The 16108-nt window shown below is 68.9% G+C and carries 19 protein-coding genes; 5 read left to right on the top strand and 14 right to left on the bottom strand.

Going from position 1 to position 16108, the window contains the following annotated elements; translation table 11 throughout:
• Position 1: 1 nt before the first annotated feature.
• The 13 genes from gspD to gpmA all read right to left on the bottom strand — a co-directional run bounded on the left by gspD (position 2) and on the right by gpmA (position 12579).
• Complete coding sequence (gspD, locus tag QZ749_RS08660) at positions 2–2344, bottom strand: type II secretion system secretin GspD (protein ID WP_296945546.1); 2343 nt, start codon at positions 2342–2344, stop codon at positions 2–4.
• Positions 2344–3117, bottom strand: a complete 774-nt coding sequence (gspN, locus tag QZ749_RS08655; RefSeq protein WP_296945545.1) for a type II secretion system protein N — start codon at positions 3115–3117, stop codon at positions 2344–2346. Before gspN ends, gspD begins: the two co-directional genes overlap by 1 nt.
• Positions 3114–3632 (bottom strand): type II secretion system protein GspM, encoded by a 519-nt coding sequence (gspM, locus tag QZ749_RS08650; RefSeq protein ID WP_296945544.1) that lies wholly within the window; start codon positions 3630–3632, stop codon positions 3114–3116. The genes gspN and gspM overlap by 4 nt, the downstream gene beginning before the upstream one ends.
• A complete protein-coding gene (gene gspL / locus QZ749_RS08645; protein ID WP_296945542.1) occupies positions 3629–4876 on the bottom strand; it encodes a type II secretion system protein GspL in 1248 nt (415 codons plus the stop codon). Before gspL ends, gspM begins: the two co-directional genes overlap by 4 nt.
• A 30-nt stretch (positions 4877–4906) precedes the next feature.
• On the bottom strand, positions 4907–5896 hold the full coding sequence (gene gspK, locus QZ749_RS08640) for a type II secretion system minor pseudopilin GspK (protein ID WP_296945541.1): 990 nt from the start codon (positions 5894–5896) through the stop codon (positions 4907–4909).
• On the bottom strand, positions 5896–6549 hold the full coding sequence (locus tag QZ749_RS08635) for a type II secretion system protein J (protein WP_296945540.1): 654 nt from the start codon (positions 6547–6549) through the stop codon (positions 5896–5898). Before QZ749_RS08635 ends, gspK begins: the two co-directional genes overlap by 1 nt.
• Positions 6550–6552: 3 nt before the next feature.
• Positions 6553–6948 carry a type II secretion system minor pseudopilin GspI gene (gene gspI / locus QZ749_RS08630; protein WP_296945538.1) on the bottom strand — a complete coding sequence of 132 codons (396 nt, stop codon included), beginning with the start codon at positions 6946–6948 and terminating at the stop codon, positions 6553–6555.
• A gap of 2 nt (positions 6949–6950) precedes the next feature.
• Complete coding sequence (gene gspH, locus QZ749_RS08625) at positions 6951–7436, bottom strand: type II secretion system minor pseudopilin GspH (RefSeq protein WP_296945537.1); 486 nt, start codon at positions 7434–7436, stop codon at positions 6951–6953.
• 33 nt (positions 7437–7469) lie between these two features.
• Positions 7470–7937 (bottom strand): type II secretion system major pseudopilin GspG, encoded by a 468-nt coding sequence (gspG, locus tag QZ749_RS08620; RefSeq protein WP_296945536.1) that lies wholly within the window; start codon positions 7935–7937, stop codon positions 7470–7472.
• Between the two features lie 171 nt (positions 7938–8108).
• A complete protein-coding gene (locus QZ749_RS08615; RefSeq protein WP_296945535.1) occupies positions 8109–8861 on the bottom strand; it encodes a molybdopterin-synthase adenylyltransferase MoeB in 753 nt (250 codons plus the stop codon).
• Entirely contained in the window at positions 8858–10366 is a 1509-nt protein-coding gene (locus tag QZ749_RS08610; protein ID WP_296945534.1) for a S41 family peptidase, read from the bottom strand. Before QZ749_RS08610 ends, QZ749_RS08615 begins: the two co-directional genes overlap by 4 nt.
• Before the next feature lie 11 nt (positions 10367–10377).
• Positions 10378–11817 carry a murein hydrolase activator EnvC gene (locus QZ749_RS08605; RefSeq protein WP_373896802.1) on the bottom strand — a complete coding sequence of 480 codons (1440 nt, stop codon included), beginning with the start codon at positions 11815–11817 and terminating at the stop codon, positions 10378–10380.
• Positions 11818–11832: 15 nt separating this feature from the next.
• A complete protein-coding gene (gene gpmA / locus QZ749_RS08600; RefSeq protein WP_296945532.1) occupies positions 11833–12579 on the bottom strand; it encodes a 2,3-diphosphoglycerate-dependent phosphoglycerate mutase in 747 nt (248 codons plus the stop codon).
• A gap of 90 nt (positions 12580–12669) precedes the next feature.
• Here gpmA and QZ749_RS08595 point away from each other — a divergent pair, with 90 nt between their 5' ends.
• From QZ749_RS08595 to QZ749_RS08575, 5 genes are all read left to right on the top strand, one after another.
• Positions 12670–13074 (top strand): rhodanese-like domain-containing protein, encoded by a 405-nt coding sequence (locus tag QZ749_RS08595; RefSeq protein WP_296945590.1) that lies wholly within the window; start codon positions 12670–12672, stop codon positions 13072–13074.
• A 16-nt stretch (positions 13075–13090) separates the two neighbouring features.
• Positions 13091–13360 (top strand): glutaredoxin 3, encoded by a 270-nt coding sequence (gene grxC / locus QZ749_RS08590; RefSeq protein ID WP_296945531.1) that lies wholly within the window; start codon positions 13091–13093, stop codon positions 13358–13360.
• 200 nt (positions 13361–13560) lie between these two features.
• Positions 13561–14025 (top strand): protein-export chaperone SecB, encoded by a 465-nt coding sequence (gene secB / locus QZ749_RS08585; protein ID WP_296945529.1) that lies wholly within the window; start codon positions 13561–13563, stop codon positions 14023–14025.
• Between the two features lie 96 nt (positions 14026–14121).
• On the top strand, positions 14122–14577 hold the full coding sequence (locus tag QZ749_RS08580; protein WP_296945527.1) for an SH3 domain-containing protein: 456 nt from the start codon (positions 14122–14124) through the stop codon (positions 14575–14577).
• A 12-nt stretch (positions 14578–14589) separates the two neighbouring features.
• Complete coding sequence (locus tag QZ749_RS08575; protein WP_296945525.1) at positions 14590–15630, top strand: NAD(P)H-dependent glycerol-3-phosphate dehydrogenase; 1041 nt, start codon at positions 14590–14592, stop codon at positions 15628–15630.
• 111 nt (positions 15631–15741) lie between these two features.
• Here the strand turns inward: QZ749_RS08575 and QZ749_RS08570 are convergent, their stop codons facing one another.
• On the bottom strand, positions 15742–16098 hold the full coding sequence (locus QZ749_RS08570; protein ID WP_296945524.1) for a cupin domain-containing protein: 357 nt from the start codon (positions 16096–16098) through the stop codon (positions 15742–15744).
• Between the last annotated feature and the right edge of the window lie 10 nt (positions 16099–16108).

Below are 16108 nucleotides of genomic sequence, written 5' to 3'. Positions count from 1 at the left end.
ATCATTGTTGCTGGGTTGCTTGCGGCTGCACCGGACGGAAGCTACCGACCGGCGGCAACGACTGGTCCGCCTGGCCCGCCTGGCCCGTGCCCGGCCGGCCCGGCTGGGTGGTGCCCGGACCGGTGGCCTGGCCCGGACGCGGCGCGACCGGCGCCGGCGGCGGCATGCCGGCCATCGTGCCGCCCGCCGGCGGCTGGCCGTTGGTCAGCGGCGGCAGCATCGGCGCGCCCAGGTTGCGGACCAGGACGCTGTCGTCGACCGGCTGGGCCTGGCCGCCGGCGGCGCGCATGTAGTCGTAGCGGTCCATGGAGATGCTGGTGTTCTGTTCCTTGCTGCGCACCACCACCGGGCGCAGGAAGACCATCAGGTTGCGCTTGGCGCGCGTGCGCGAGCGGTACTTGAACAGGTTGCCCAGCACCGGGATGTCGCCCAGGCCGCGCACCTTTTCCTCGTTGTCGGACTCGTCGTCCGAGATCAGGCCGCCGAGCACGATGATCTGGCCGTCGTCCGCGAGCACGTTGCTCTCGATCGCGCGCACCGTCGTGATGATGCCGGAATCCGACGACACGGAACGGTCGATGCCGGAGTTCTCGTGGTAGATGGCCAGCTTGATGGTACCGCCCTCGGAAATCTGCGGGCGCACCTTCAGCAGCAGGCCGACGTCCTTGCGGTCGACGGTCTGGAACGGGTTGCTGGCCCCGCTCGCGCCGGTCGTGAACGAACCGGTCAGGATCGGGATGTTCTGGCCTACCTTGATCGTCGCCAGCTCGTTGTCCAGCGTGATCATGTTCGGCGTGGACAAGATGTTGGCATTGCCGCCGTTTTCAAGGGCGGTGGCGATCGCGCCCAGGCCCAGCTGGCCGTTGATCTGGCGGAAGATGCCGAGCGACAGGCCGTTCAGCTGCGGCAGCGACGTCGCCGTGCCGCCGGTCGAGGTGCCCGACCCCAGGCCGGCCGCCGCGGCGGCCAGGTTGATGATGTTGTTGCTGCCGCTGCCGTTGAACGACTGCACGCCGCCGACGCGGTACTTGCTGCTGCTGTCGCCCGACAGGCCGATCCACTGCACGCCGAATTCGGACGCCTTGCTCGAGGTGACCTCGACCACCAGCGCCTCGATATACACCTGGGCGCGGCGCACGTCGAGCTGGTCGATGACGCCGCGCAAATTGCGGTAGACGGCGTCCGGCGCCGTGATGATGAGGCTGTTGGTCGAGGCGTCGGCCTGGATGAAGCCGGAACCCTGGCCGCCGCCGGCGCCGTTGGCCGTGGCCTGGCTCTGCTGGCCGAAGGTATTGCCGGTGCCGCCGGCGCCGACGCTGCTCTGCTGGTTCGTCTGGCCGCCACCCAGGCCGCCGCTGCCGCTGCCGCCCGCGGTGCCCGACTGGATCGAGCCGCCCGCCGTGCCCTGCTGCTGCACCGGCACCGCCGACGCGTCCTGCGACACCACGGCGCGCAGCGTCTGCGCCACGCGGCTGGCGTCGGCGTTCTTCAGGTAGACCACGTGGATGTTGCCCATTTCGGTGGTCGGCTGGTCGAGCTTGGCGATCAGGCTCTTGGCCATGTTGGCGCGCGCCAGCGACGGCGCGCGCACGATCACCGCGTTGGTGCGCGGGTCCGCCAGCACGGTGACGCGGCCGGAATCGCCGCCCGGGCTCGGTTCCATCAGGCGCGTGACGAGGGTGGCGACGTCGCTGGCGATGCCGTTGCGGATCGGGATCACGTCGAGGTCGCTGGTGGCCGGCGCGTCGAGCGCGGCGATGATCTTGCTCAGGCGGCGCAGGTTGTCGGCGTAGTCGGTGACCACCAGGCTGTTGTTGCCCGGGTCGGCCATGATCGAGTTGTTGGGCGAGATCAGGGGACGCAGCACGGCCGTCAGGTTGGCCGCCGACTCGTGCTGCAGGCGGTAGACCTGGGTCGCGACCTGGTCGCCCTGCACGCGCCGCCCGCCGCTGCCGACCTGGGTCGGCGAGGCCTGCAGCTTGGCTTCCGCTTCCGGCACCACCTTGGCGAAGCCGTCGCCGGTGACGACCGCGTAGCCCTGCAGGCGCAGCGCCGAGGTGAGCAGCGCGAAGGCCTGGGCCTTGGTGAGGGATTTTTCCGACACCAGCGTCAGCGTGCCTTTCACGCGCGGGTCGATGATGAAGGTCATGCCCGTGTAGTGGCCGACCGCCTTGATCACCGACTCCATGTCGGCGTTGACGAAGTTGAGCGCGGCGCCGTCCTGGGCGAAGGCGGTCACCGGCGGCAGCGCCGTGGCGACGGCGCAGCACAGCATGACGCTGGCGGCGATGCGGCGCAGCGCCGGGGTTTGCGGAGTGCTGTTGCTACGGTGGGTGTTTTTCATTATCTGAACTCGAGTGCGATTATGTTCTTGCCGTTCACCATTCGGCGCTGGCCCAGCAGGTTGAGCAGGTTGCCCAGCGTGTTTTCGTATCCTTCGGCGGCCGCGGCCTGGCCGGAAAAGCGCAGGCGGCCGTGTTCCAGCGCGCCGCTGCCGGACAGCAGCAGCGCGCCGCGCACGGTGCGCAGCGTCAGGTCCGCCTGCTGGCCGCGCCAGTCCATCGCCATCTCGTAGCTGCCCAGCGGTTTGATCGGGCTCATGCGCGACCCCATGTCGTTCATGGTCAGGACCGTGCGTCCGCTCACCGCCACCGCACTGCCCTGGCGCGCGATGTCCAGCAGGTTCCAGGACAGGCGGATCGCGCCCGACGGCGCCAGCGTGTTCAGCGGCGCGCCCAGGCCGCTCAGGCCCTCGGCCGGCAACAGCAGTTCGCCGGCGCTGACCTGCCACTGCGACCAGCTGCCGGACACGCGCACCGGCTGCGCCAGCGCCTGGTCGTTGGCGAGTTCCATGTCCACCTGGCCGAACAGGACCAGCGGCGACAGGCGCCAGGCGAAGCGTCCCGGCAGCAGCGGCGTGACCGCGCCGCCCTCGCCCGGCGCGCCGCCGACGAAGGCTGAGCCGCGCCACAGCGTACCCTGCGCATCCCCCAGAGTCAAACGGCCGCCGGTCTGGCGTTCGACGACCGGTCCCAGCCATGCCGCGGGCAAAAAGACCAGGATCGTGACCACGACCGCCAGCAGCGCCAGCAGGATCCAGAGCAGCGCGCGCCTCATTGGGCCGCGCCCGTGTTCTGGCGCAGCGTGAGGCTGGCGTCGACCTGGCCCGCGGTCGGCAGGGCGGTGATGGCGGCGTCCTGCACCAGCACCCGGTTGGCGCGGCGCTGCTCGTCCAGCCAGGCGACCAGGCCGGCGAACGCCACGTTATTCATCTGCAGCTTGATATATTCGCCGGTCACGGACAGCGATTGCGGCGCCAGGCCGCGGCCGCCCAGGCTGGCGTTGACGGCCTCGCGCGTGAGCGGCACGACCTGCACCGCCGGCGCGCGCGCCAGGCTGTTCGCTTCCTGCGCCATGGCCTGCAGCTCGGCGGCCTGCTGGCGCAGCTGCGGCAGCGAGCGGTTGAGCCTGGCGCGCCCCTCGATGGCGGGGTCGACCAGCAGCAGATACAGGATGGCCAGCAGCACGACGGCGCCGCCGACCGCGAGGAAGCGGCGCTCCTGTTCGGTACGGGCGAGCCATTGCGTGGCGGCGCGTTCGCGGACCTGGGCGATGGTGGTGGCGATGCTCATCGTGCTGCTCCTTGCGTGGCGGCCGCTGCCGAGGATCCCGTGGCGGCGCCGGCGCGGACCGTCCAGCTGCCCGCCGCCGTTTCCTCGATGCTCAGGTGGCGCGCGGCCAGCGCCGTGCGCAGTTGCGCGAGCAAGCCGGGGTCGACCGTTTCGGGTTTGACTTTGACGGTCAGCGCGCGTTCGCGGTATTCGATTGACGCAATGCCGGGTTGGCGTCCGCTGGACCGGGCAGCTTCGCCGAACGCGGCGGCGAGGTAGGTGAATTCGTCGGGCGCGACGTCGCCCGTGCTGGCGCGCGCGCGCGCGATGTTCTGGCGCATCTGCAGCACCGGATCGAGGATCGCGGTCTCGCGCGGGTACGCCGCGCGGAAGGTCTGGGTCATCGACTGGCGCACGGTGTCGGCTTCGCGGCGCAGGCGCAGCCAGTCGACGTTCAGGCCGATCAGGTTGACGGCGACGGCCAGGCCGGCCAGCCGGATCGGCCAGCGCCAGCGGCGCCAGTCGCGCGCCGGCACGCCGGCGGCGCCCAGGCTCGAGACCAGGTCGAGCGCGGTGCTTTTCGAGCCGGCGATCCAGTGCGCCCAGTCGTCGGCCTCGAGTGTGACGCCGGCGCCGTCGTCCTGCAGCAGCGCCTGGTACTCGCCGAGCTGGGCGCGCGGCACGTACAGCGCCAGCGGCGCGTCGCCGCCGAAGGTGCGCGCGGTCTGCAGCACGGTGGCCGGATTGGCGTCCAGCGCCAGGCCGAAGCCCTGGAACAGGCCCTGGCGCAGCGTCAGCTCGACGCCAGAGATGGCGGCCGTCACGCTGCCCGGCACCAGCGGCAGGCACAGCTGGGCGGGCACGGCGGCCACCGAGCGGGCGCCCTGCGCCAGCAGGCTGCGCACGATGCCTTGCAGCCAGTCGCGGTCGGCCACGGCGATCGGCCGGGTGCCGTCGGGCTGCTCGGGCGCGGCGGCCAGCACGGCATCCTCCGGGTCGCCCAGGATGTGTTCCTCGACCAGGGCCGGCAGCGCCGCCTTCAGGCGCGCGCCCGACAGCGGCGGCGCCTGCACCGCCAGCAGCGAGACGTCGGCCGCGGCCAGGATCAGCACGACACGGCGGCTCGCGCCGACCAGGTCGCCCAGGTTGCGCAGCGGGCCTTCGCCCTGCTGCTCGATGGCGCCGCCGTCGCCGACCACGGCGAAGCGGCTCAGCGCATGCTCGCCTTCCGCGCGGGCGGGATGCCGGATATAGAGAGTAGTCAAACTGTCTCGCTTTCTCGTTCTGTCAGTCCGTCAGTATTGGCGGATCCACACGACCCTGGAACCGCCGCCGCCCGCGCCCATCATCGGACGGCGCTGGATCAGGGCTTCCGCATCCAGTCCGGCGCGGTCCAGGCGGATCCGGCTGGTGACCAGGAACCAGCTGCTCGTGACCCCTATCCATTCCTTTTTGAAGTCGGGACTCAGGCGCTGCGCCTGCGTCTGTTCCTCGAAAAATGCCGGGTCGATCCACGGCGCCTGCTTGCGCCGCACCAGCAAGGTGTTCGCCACCGACACCGGCAGGTTCGCCACCGCCGCCAGCACTTCCGCCGGCGCCGTATTCACGTTCACCGGCGTCGCCACCGGCAGCACGATCACGAACGGCCGCAGGCGCTCGACGATCGCCGGCGTGAAGCCCTGCACGGCCAGCAGGTCGTCCACCTGCAGCAGCTTGACCGGCATGCCGCTCACGCCGTCGGCCTGGTTCAACGGCGGCTTGTCCTTGCCGTCGTCGCCCGTGTCCTGCCACACCTGGCCCGCTTTCACGAACTCGGCCGCGCGCCGCGCCAGGCCGGAATCCAGCTGCAGGTTGCCCAGCAGGCGCTGGAAGATCGCCACCTGTTCGCCGACCACCTCGCGATTCTCCGCCAGGTTGCGCAAATTGTAACGCGAGGATGCGTCGGTAATGTTACCGGACAGGCTGGCGTCGAAATTTTCGCCCTGGACGCGTTCGCGCTCGATGTACTGGTCCAGGCGCGTATCGGCCAAGGGCGTCGCCCAGGCCTGGTCGAGGCCGGTATAGTTGGCGCCGCGGAAGGTGTCCAGCACCAGCGTGGCCCAGTCGAGCGCGCCGCGCAGGATCCACTTGGTCTGCAGTTGCAGGCGCTGGTTTTCCATCGTGCGCACCTGCACCTGCTGCTGCCAGAACAGGCTGGCGACGATGGACACGGCCAGCGTGGTCAACAGCAGCGCCGTGATCACGGCGACGCCGCGCTGGCGCAGCCGGATGGCATGGCGGCGCATCACGGTTCCCCCAGCAGGAAGGATTTCACCATCGGCACTTGCGCGCCCTGCAATTGCAGGGCCACCTGCAGGCCGGTGGGATCGAGATTGAGCTGGTCGGCGATCGGGTTTCGCTCGCGTGCGGCGGCGCCGGCGTTCGCGCCCGGATCGACGCCGGCCTGGCGCCAGGCATTGTTCTGCCAGGTGGCCACCTGCATGCCCGCCACGCCGCCCTCGAGCGCGACGGCGCCGCTGGTGTCGGCGTCGCTGACGGCGGCCTGCCACAAGGCGTCGAGCTGCAGCATGTCGCGCGTCGGCTGCGATTCGCGCCGCAGCAGCACGCCGCCCACGATGCGGTAGGCCACCACCTGCAGGCGCGCCGGCTGGTTCTCGGTGAATACCTGGCGCACCAGCGTGAAGCGGTCGCTGCCGACCTGCAGGAACGGCCGGCGCTCGACCACGTCGCGGCCGGCGATGCGTTCGCAATCGCTCTGCATCTGGGCAAAGGCGAGCTGCATGCCGCGCGTGGTTTCCATCTGCTCCGTCAGCGCGCTGCGCGCGCGCACGATGCTGTCCAGCCCGCGCCAGCCGAGCACGGCGACGATGGCCAGGATGCTGATCGCCACCAGCAGTTCCACCAGGGTGAAGGCGCGGCTGCGCGGGAAGGCGTGCATGATTCAGGTTCCCGGGCGCGTCTGCAGCACCAGCTGCACCAGCTTGACGATGCGGCGGTTGGGATTGGCGATGTCGAACACGGACACCTCGACGCGGCGCAGGCGCGGGTTCGGGCTGGCGAACACCTCTTCGGTGCACACCAGGGCCAGGTCGCCCTGCGGGCAATCGTAGCTGCGCTTGCCGATGCCGGGGAATTCCTTGCCGAGGCGGATCTGCACGAGGCGGTTCTCGGCCGACCAGGTCGCCATCATCGACGTGCGCAGGCCGCTGCTGTTGGCGGTCAGGCTGCCCACCGCGCGCAGGCCGGCGCCCAGCGCGGTGCCGACGATGACCAGCGCTACCAGCACTTCGAGCAGGGTGAAGCCGCGGGCACGGCGCTGGCGCGGGAGCGGAGCCATGTTCATTCGACCGTGAAGTGCCCGATGCCGTCGGCGCGGATGGCGACGCTGTCGCCGCCGCTGGCCAGCGTCAGCACGAAGGGCTTGTCGACCGGTTCGCGGCCGAAGGTGATGCGCAGGGGATTGACGGTGCCGGCGCTGGTCGGGTCGAGCAGCAGCGTCAGCGGGGCATTCTTGAATTCGCGCTCGCGCAGCAGGTCGTCGCCGACGATCGGGTCCCAGCGCGTCTCGGTGCGCACCAGGAAGTGGTAGCGCTCCGGCGTGGCCTCGAAGGTGACGAGGCGGTTGCGCACGATGGCTTCGTCGCGCGCCAGCTGCAGCAGCAGGGCCAGGCGCTGGGCGTCCTTCTGCAGGTCCTGGCGCGGGCTGGGGATCGCGTTGAGCGATACCATCCCCAGCGTGATGCCGATGATGACCATCACGACCATGATCTCCACCAGGGTGAAGCCGCCGCTCCGGCGCGGCAGGCCGCGCGTGCGCAGGATCATCGGATGGTCCGCTCCTCGTGCCGGGATACCGGTTTATCGATTGTCCCAGGAACCGACGTCGGCATCTTCGCCGGTGCCGCCGGGCTGGCCGTCGGCGCCCAGCGAGAACACGTCGACCTCGCCGTGCAGGCCAGGCGACAGGTACTGGTAGGCATTGCCCCACGGGTCCTTGGGGAGCTTCTCGACGTAGCCGCCGTCCTTCCAGCCGTTGGCGGCCGGGCCGCTGGTGGGCTTCTGGATCAGCGACTGCAGGCCCTGCTCGGTGGTGGGGTAGCGCTGGTTGTCGAGCTTGTACAGCTTGAGCGCGGACATCAGGGTGGCGATGTCGGTGCGCGCGGCGGTGACGCGCGATTCGCCGGTGCGGCCCAGCAGCTTGGGCACGACCAGCGCGCCGAGGATGCCGATGATGACCACGACCACCATGATCTCGACCAGGGTGAAGCCGCCCTGGCGGCGCTGCCGTGCCGGACGCTGCGAAATGCGCTGCGGATTGGTCTGCATGAGAGTCTGCATAAGAGTCTGTGAAATGCGGTCGGAATAATCGGACTAGTATAAGGCCGAACGGCGGACGGAGCCACTTGGGAAGCGTCTCCAATTGTAAGGCAGCGCGACATTCCGGACCACACCGGCGGGATGGCCGGCGTCATCCCATCGCTTCGTATTGATGCCGGCCTAGTGGCGTGCGCCGCAAACCGGGCACGACGGGTTGCGCGCGACAGCGATCTCGGTCCATTCCATCGCGCGCCCATCCAGCATCAGCAGGCGCCCGGCCAGCGAACGGCCGACGCCGGCCAGCAGCTTGAGCGCCTCGGCCGCCTGCATCGTGCCGACGATGCCGACCAGCGGCGCGAACACGCCCATGGTGCTGCACGCCACGTCCTCGAAGCGGCTGTCCTCGGGGAACAGGCAGGCATAGCAGGGAGACGCGGGATCGCGCACGTCGAACACCGAGATCTGGCCGTCGAAGCGGATCGCGGCGCCCGCCACCAGCGGCACGCCGGCGCCGACGCAGGCGCGGTTGACGGCCTGGCGCGTGGCGAAGTTGTCGCTGCAGTCGAGCACGACGTCGGCGCCGGCCACGAGCCCGGCCAGGCGCGCGCCCTGCGCCCGTTCGCGCAGCGCGACCACCTCGACTTCCGGATTGATCTGCAACAAAGCCTCGCGCCCCGATGCGACCTTCGGCAGGCCGATGCGCGCCGTCGTGTGCATCACCTGGCGCTGCAGGTTCGTCAGGTCCACCTCGTCGTCGTCCACGAGGGTGAGGCGGCCGACGCCGCCGGCCGCCAGGTACAGCGCGGCCGGCGAACCCAGGCCGCCGGCGCCGATCACCAGCGCGTGCGCGCCGAGCAGGCGCTGCTGGCCCTCGATGCCGATCTCGTCGAGCAGGATGTGGCGCGAATAGCGCAACAGTTGCTGGTCATTCATTTCTTCGGTACGGGCACGGCCGGGGGAGCGCTCCCCTCCTTCAGTTCGGGCGGCTTGCTCTCCGTGCCGGGCAACCTGGCCGGCGCCGGCTTGTCCTCGGGTTGATTGCCGTCGTCCCTGGCCAGCTGCACCGGCAGGCCCTTGAAGTGCCGGATGGCCTGGGCCAGCTGGAAATCGTCCTTGCCGCCGAACTCGAGCGGCTTGGCGTTCTTCAGCGCGGCATAGGCGCGCTGCTCCTCCTCGAGCTCGTCGCGTCGCTCCTTGCCCGCGCCAGCGGCCTTGCCGCCCTCGCCGGCCAGGTGGTGGTCGAGGTCGGCCTCGCGCACGCGCAGGGCGTTCAGGCCGTCGCCCTCGGCGGTCTCGTCGACCTTGAGGTCGGGCACGATGCCCAGCGCCTGGATCGAGCGGCCCTTGGGCGTGTAGTAGCGTGCCGTGGTCAGCTTGACGGCGGTATCCGGGGTGAGCTGGCGCAGGGTCTGCACCGAGCCCTTGCCGAAGGTCTGGCTGCCCATCACGACGGCGCGCTTGTAGTCCTGCAGGGCGCCCGCGACGATCTCGGAGGCCGATGCCGACCCGGTGTTCACCAGCACCACCAGCGGCACCTTCTTGAGGGCCGCCGGCAGCTTGGCGAGCGGGTCGGTGCCCGGCTTGACCGCATAGAAATCGCGGCGGCCGTAGAAGGTGGTATTCGATTCGGGCAATTGCCCCTTGGTCGAGACGATGACCTCGTTCTGCGGCAGGAAGGCGGCCGAGACGCCGATCGCGCCCGGCAGCAGGCCACCGGGGTCGTTGCGCAGGTCCAGCACCAGGCCCTTGATGGCGGGGTCCTGGGCATACAGTTCCCTGACCTTGGCGGCCATTTCCTCGACGGTCTCTTCCTGGAACTGGCTGATGCGCAGCCAGGCGTAACCCGGTTCGACGAACTTGCCCTTGACGCTGGTCATGCGGATTTCCTGGCGCTCGACCGGCACCACCCAGGGCGCGTCGGCGCCGCGCCGGGCGATCGTCAGCATCACCTTGCTGTGCGGCTCGCCGCGCATGCGCTTGATGGCCTCGTCCAGCGACAGGCCCTTGACGGGGACGTTGTCGATGCGCGTGATCAGGTCGCCGGCCTTGATGCCGGCGCGGTAGGCCGGCGTGTCCTCGATCGGCGAGACGATTTTCACGTAGCCGTCTTCCATGGCGATCTCGACGCCGACGCCGACGAACTTGCCGGCCACTTCTTCCTGCATCTCGGCGAAGTCGTGCTGGTCCAGGTAGACGGAATGCGGGTCGAGCGAGGCGACCATGCCGGCGATGGCGTCCGACAGCAGCTTCTTGTCGTCGACCTTTTCGACGTAGTCGCTCTTGATCAGGCCGTAGACCTCGGCCAGCTGGCGCAGCTCGTCCAGCGGCAGGGGCGCATCCGCACCCTGCTGCGCGTGCGCGGAAAACTGCACGGACGCGACGGCGCCGACCGCCATCCCGATGCCGATCAGCCCGAAGTTCTTGAGTGTCTTGCGCATGTCGTCCTGCTTTAGAAGTTCACCCAGCCCGCCGGGTCGAAGGCCTTGCCGAGATGCCTGAGCTCGAAGTATAGCCCCGATTCCTCGTTGCCGCCGGTATTGCCCGCGCTGGCGATCACCTCGCCCGGCCGGACCGAATCGCCCACGCGTTTCATGAGGCTCTGGCTGTTCCCGTAGATCGACAGGTATTCACCACCATGGTTAATGATGATCAAATTGCCATAACCGCGCATCCAGCTGGAAAATACCACGCGGCCGGCCGCGATGGCGCGCACGTCGGTGCCTTCCGGCGCCTTGATGAACATGCCGCGCCAGGCCGGACCGTCGCCGCGCTTGGCGCCGAAGCGGGCGGCGATCTTGCCGGAGATGGGCGCCGGCAGGCGGCCCTTGAGGCCGGCGAACGCGCCGCTCGGCAGGTCCGCGGCCAGGGCGGTATCGGCCGCGCGCTGCGGCGTTTCCTTGGGCGCCTCGGCCACCTGCGGCTCTTCCCGCACCGGCGCCGGCGCGGGCAGCGGTTTCATCGGCTTGCCCGTCCTGGCGGCCTCGCGCGCCAGGCGGGCGCGCTCTTCCTGCAGCGCCTTGGCCCGCGCCAGCGCCTTCGCCTTCGCTTCCGCGGCGGCCCGCGCGCGCGCCGCCGCCAGTTCCTGCTGGCGCTTGCGCTCCGCCGCGGCGGCGATTTCCTGTTCGCGGATCAACCGCGTCAGCTGGTCGACCAGGCCGGTCATGCGCTGCTCGTCCTGTTCCAGGCGGCTGGCCTGCTTGCGCTGGTCGTTCAGCTTGCTCGACAGGTTGGCCAGCAGGGTGGCGCGCTTGGCCTTTTCCTTTTCCAGCAGCGCCTTCTGGTCGCGCTGCTCCTGGGCGATTTCTTCCAGCTCGTCCTTGGCGTTCTGGGTCTGGGCCTGGTTGGCCTCGACCGCCGCCAGGTTGTCGCGCAGCGACGTCAACAACTTCGCCTGCGCCTGCGACACGTAGGCCATCATCTGCAGGTCGCGGTTGATGCGGTTCGGATTGTCGCCCGACAGCAGCAATTTGATGCGGTCTTCGTTACCCGCGACATAATGTTCGCGCAGCAGCCTGGCCAGCTGCACCTTTTGGCCGGAAATGGTATCCGCCAGCCGGCCCTGTTCGGTGGAAAGATCGCGCAGCCGCGCATTGGTCGCGGCCTGTTCCTCGGACAGCTCGCGCAGCGAGCGGTTGGCGTCCGAGATGGCCTCTTCCGACGCGGCCAGTTCGTCGGCCGCGTCTTCCTTGGCGCTTTCGGTGCGGGTGATGTCCTTCTTGAGGACGCTCAGCTTTTGCTGGATGGCCGCGCGCGACTTTTCCGCGGCGGCCTTCTGCTTGCTGCGCTCGGTCTGGCGCGGCGCCGCGTGGGCGGCGCCGACGGCCAGCAGGCCCGCCAACAATCCGGTCAACAAGCCGCACAGCAGCTTGCCGGCGGCGGCTTTCTTCACGAAAAAGCGCAAGACTTACTTTGCCTTCCCTTGGTTGGCGACGGCGGCCATCTTGGCGGCGATCGCGTCCTGGTCGCCCAGGTAGTAGTGGCGGATCGGCTTGAGGTCCTCGTCCAGCTCGTACACCAGCGGGGTGCCGTTGGGGATGTTCAGGCCGACGATGTCGGCGTCGCTGATGTTGTCCAGCATCTTGATCAGGGCGCGCAGGCTGTTGCCGTGGGCCGAGATCAGGATCTTCTTGCCGGCGCGGATGGCCGGGGCGATCTCCTCGTCCCAGGCCGGCATCACGCGGGCCACGGTGTCCTTCAGGCATTCGGTCAGCGGGATCTGCGCCTTGTCCAGGCCGGCATAGCGCGGATCGGCGAACGACGTGCGCTCGTCGGACGCTTCCAGCGCCGGCGGCGGCGTGTCGTAGCTGCGGCGCCAGACCAGCACCTGCTCGTCGCCGAACTTGGCGGCGGTCTCGGCCTTGTCCAGGCCCTGCAGGGCGCCGTAGTGACGCTCGTTCAGGCGCCAGTCGTTCTTGACCGGCAGCCACATCATGTCCATCTCGTCCATCGCCAGCCACAGCGTGCGGATCGCGCGCTTGAGCACCGAGGTGTAGGCCAGGTCGAAGGTGAAGCCGGCGTCGCGCAGCTGCTGGCCCGCCAGTTTCGCTTCCTTGACGCCCTTCTCGGTCAAGTCGACGTCGGTCCAGCCGGTGAAGCGGTTTTCCAGGTTCCAGGTCGATTCGCCGTGGCGCATGAATACGATTTTGTACATAAGCGTCTTTTCTATAAAAAAGTGTGCATGAAATCCCTATCCGACTTCTATTTTATAATGCCGGAATTCAGTTCAACCAACGGAAACTTCGTGAATTTCATCCTCGACCATCTCTTTACCGTTGCCATCGCCGTCGCCTCGGGCGGCGCCCTGCTGGTGATGTCCCTGGCCCCGCGCGGCCGCCAGGCCACGCCGACGCAGGCAACCCAGATGCTCAACCGCGGCAAAAGCACCGCCGTGGTCGATGTGCGCAGCCCCGAAGAATTTGCTGCCGGGCACTTGCGTGATGCGAAGCACATTCCGCTGGCCGACCTGGCCAACCGCCTCAAGGAGCTGGACAAGGCCAAGGTCAAGACCGTGATCGTCGTCGACCAGAGCGGCAATCGCGCCGCCAAGGCCGCCAGCCAGTTGAAAGCGGCGGGGTTCGACGATATCTATACCCTGGAAGGCGGCATCGCGGCCTGGACGGCCGCTGGCTTGCCCCTGATCAAATAACCGAAAGGATCATGTCATGACAGCCCACGTCGTTCTCTACCACACCGCAAGCTGCCCCTACTGCGTGCGCGCCGAGCGCCTGCTGGAAGCCAAGGGAGTCAGCGACATCGAACGCATCCGCATCGACCTCGATCCGGAACAGCGCGCCATCATGATGCAGCGCACCGGCCGCCGCACCGTGCCGCAGATCTACGTGGGCGACACCCACGTGGGCGGCTTCGACGACCTGTACGCACTCGACCAGCAGGGCCGCCTGGACCCGCTCCTGAAGGGCGAAGCGGCCTGATTTTCCGGCCTCGCCGGGGCGCCGGAAACGGCGTCCCGCACGCTTTCCGCTGGCTTGCCGCGCAGCCCGGCAGGCCTGCCGGCGCACGCGGCAACGCTATTGCATCCGAATTGGTTTTGATACAATTGCCGATGCCTTGATACTCAAGCATCTTGAACGACAGGTTCGTCGTTCTTCACACAATTAAACGAAAGCGTTCCATGGCTGACGAAAACCTGCAACCCGTATTCCAAATCCAGCGTGTCTACCTGAAAGACCTGTCGCTGGAACAACCGAATTCCCCGGCGATCTTCCTGGAGCAGGAAGCCCCGACCATCGAGGTCTCGCTGGACGTCGGCGCCGAAGGCATCGCCGATGGCATCTACGAATCGACCGTCACCATCACCGTGACCGCCAAGGTCAAGGACAAGGTCGCTTTCCTGGTCGAAGGCAAGCAGGCTGGCATCTTCGAAGCACGCAACATCCCGGCTGACCAGATGGATCCGCTGCTGGGCATCGGCTGCCCGAACATCATCTATCCTTACCTGCGCAGCAACATCGCCGACGTGATCACCCGTGCCGGCTTCCCGCCCGTGCACCTGGCCGAGATCAACTTCGAAGTGTTCTACCAGCAGCGCCGCCAGGCACTGGCCGAGCAGGCCGCCGGCACCCAGGCTGTCCAGTAATACCCACCGAGGCGTCCCGCGCCGCCCTGCCGGGGCGGGGCCGGACGCCTTTTTCTTCTGCCTTTCGGCGCGACGCGTTTTCCCAAAGGCCAAGCCATGCGCTCCATCCGCAGCCATTCCCGTCTCCTTGCCGCCGGCATCCTGTCGCTGGTCTCGTGCGCGGCCCATGCCTTCGATTTCAAGACCGTGGGCGCACGCCCCGTCGTGCTGTACGATGCCCCGTCGGCCAAGGGCGCCAGGTTGTACGTGGCGCCCAGCGGCATGCCGGTCGAGGTGGTGCTCAGCTACGGCGAATGGGTCAAGGTGCGCGACGCCGCGGGCGACATGGCCTGGACCGAGGCGCGCGGCCTGTCCGCGAAGCGCAACGTGATCGTGCGCGTGGCCGGCACCAAGGTACGCTCCGCACCGGAAGACAATGCGCCCGTCGTCATGACGGCCGACAAGAACGTCCTGCTCGAGCTGGTCGACCCGGATGCCGGGCCATGGGTGCGCGTGCGCCACCGCGACGGCATCAGCGGCTACGTCAAGGCCAGCGAGATCTGGGGCATCTAAGCCAGGAGACCCATGCAAGAAGTCAAATCCTCCCAACCGATCACCGTCCTGGGCGCCGGCGCCTGGGGCACCGCCGTCGCGATCGCGCTGGCGGCGCGCCACGACGTGCTGCTGTGGGGCCGCAATCCCGACCAGATGGCGCGCCTCGGCGCCGCCCGCGACAATACCGATTACCTGGCCGGCTTCCCGTTCCCGGACACGCTGCGGGTGAGCGCCGACCTCGACGCCGCCGTGGCCCACGTCGCGTCCGGCGCCGCGGCCGCGCCGGGCGCGGAACCGCTGCTGATCCTGGCCTGCCCCGTGGCCGGCCTGCGCCCGCTGCTGGAACGGCTCAAGGGCCGCGCGATCCCGAACGTCGTCTGGCTGTGCAAGGGTTTCGAATACGGCACCGGCCTGCTGCCGCACCAGGTGGTGCACGAGGTGCTGGGCGACGACGTGCCCGGCGCCGCGCTGTCCGGCCCCTCGTTCGCCCAGGAAGTGGCGCGCGGCCTGCCGTGCGCGCTGACCGTGGCGTCGGCGTCGGCCGCCTTGCGCGAGCGCGTCGTGTCGCTGGTGCACGGCAATAACATCCGCGTCTATTCCTGCGACGACCTCGTCGGCGTCGAGGTGGGCGGCGCGGTGAAGAACATCCTGGCGATCGCCACCGGCACGGCCGACGGCCTGGGACTGGGCCTGAACGCGCGCGCGGCGCTGATCACGCGCGGCCTGGCCGAGATCACGCGCCTGGGCACCGCCCTGGGCGCGCAGGCCGGCACCTTCATGGGCCTGACCGGCATGGGCGACCTGATCCTGACCTGCACGGGCGACCTGTCGCGCAACCGCCGCGTCGGCCTGGCACTGGCCCAGGGCAAGCCGCTCGACCAGATCGTCAGGGAACTCGGCCACGTGGCCGAAGGCGTGCCCTGCGCCAAGGCGGTACGCGAGCTGGCGGCCAGGATGGGCGTGGACATGCCGATCACCAATGCGGTGGCGGGCGTGCTGTTCGACGGGGATGCGGCGCCGGACATGGTGGCGCAGCTGATGGAGCGGGATCCGCGTAACGAGCTGGCGTAGCGGTTCGCGGCGATGCCAGCGGCCGTGCAGGGTGCGCACGGGGTGCGCACCCTACGGGGCGTGGCCGGAAACCGGGGCCGGCGCCCCGAAAGAAAAACCGGGCGCGGACCCCTAGCGCACCGGCCCGCCGCTGTTGTCGCCCGGATGCAGCAGGATGGTCAAGAGGGCCACCGCGTCCTTGACGGCGCGCACCGAATGCGGTTCGCCGCCGGCCAGGTAGACCATGTCGTTCGGATGCAGGATCGTCGTGCGGCCGTGGGCCTCGAAGGCGATTTCCCCTTCCAGGCACAGCAGCGTGATCTCGCCTTCCACGCTGTGCTCGGGCATCGGCTTGTCGGTCGGCAGCACCAGCCGGATCAGTTCCATGTGGTCGGTCTTGATCAGGGCAATCGACGTGAAGTTCGCGATGTCGTCCTCGCCGCGCTGCAGCGCGATCCGTTCCCCCGATACTGCATGCTGCAAAGCCATGTTCAAATCT

It is taken from the genome of uncultured Massilia sp., from assembly GCF_913773735.1.
Classification (GTDB): Bacteria; Pseudomonadota; Gammaproteobacteria; order Burkholderiales; family Burkholderiaceae_D; genus Telluria.
Note: the sequence above shows the minus strand (reverse complement) of the source record. Positions and strands in the feature narration are given on the sequence as shown.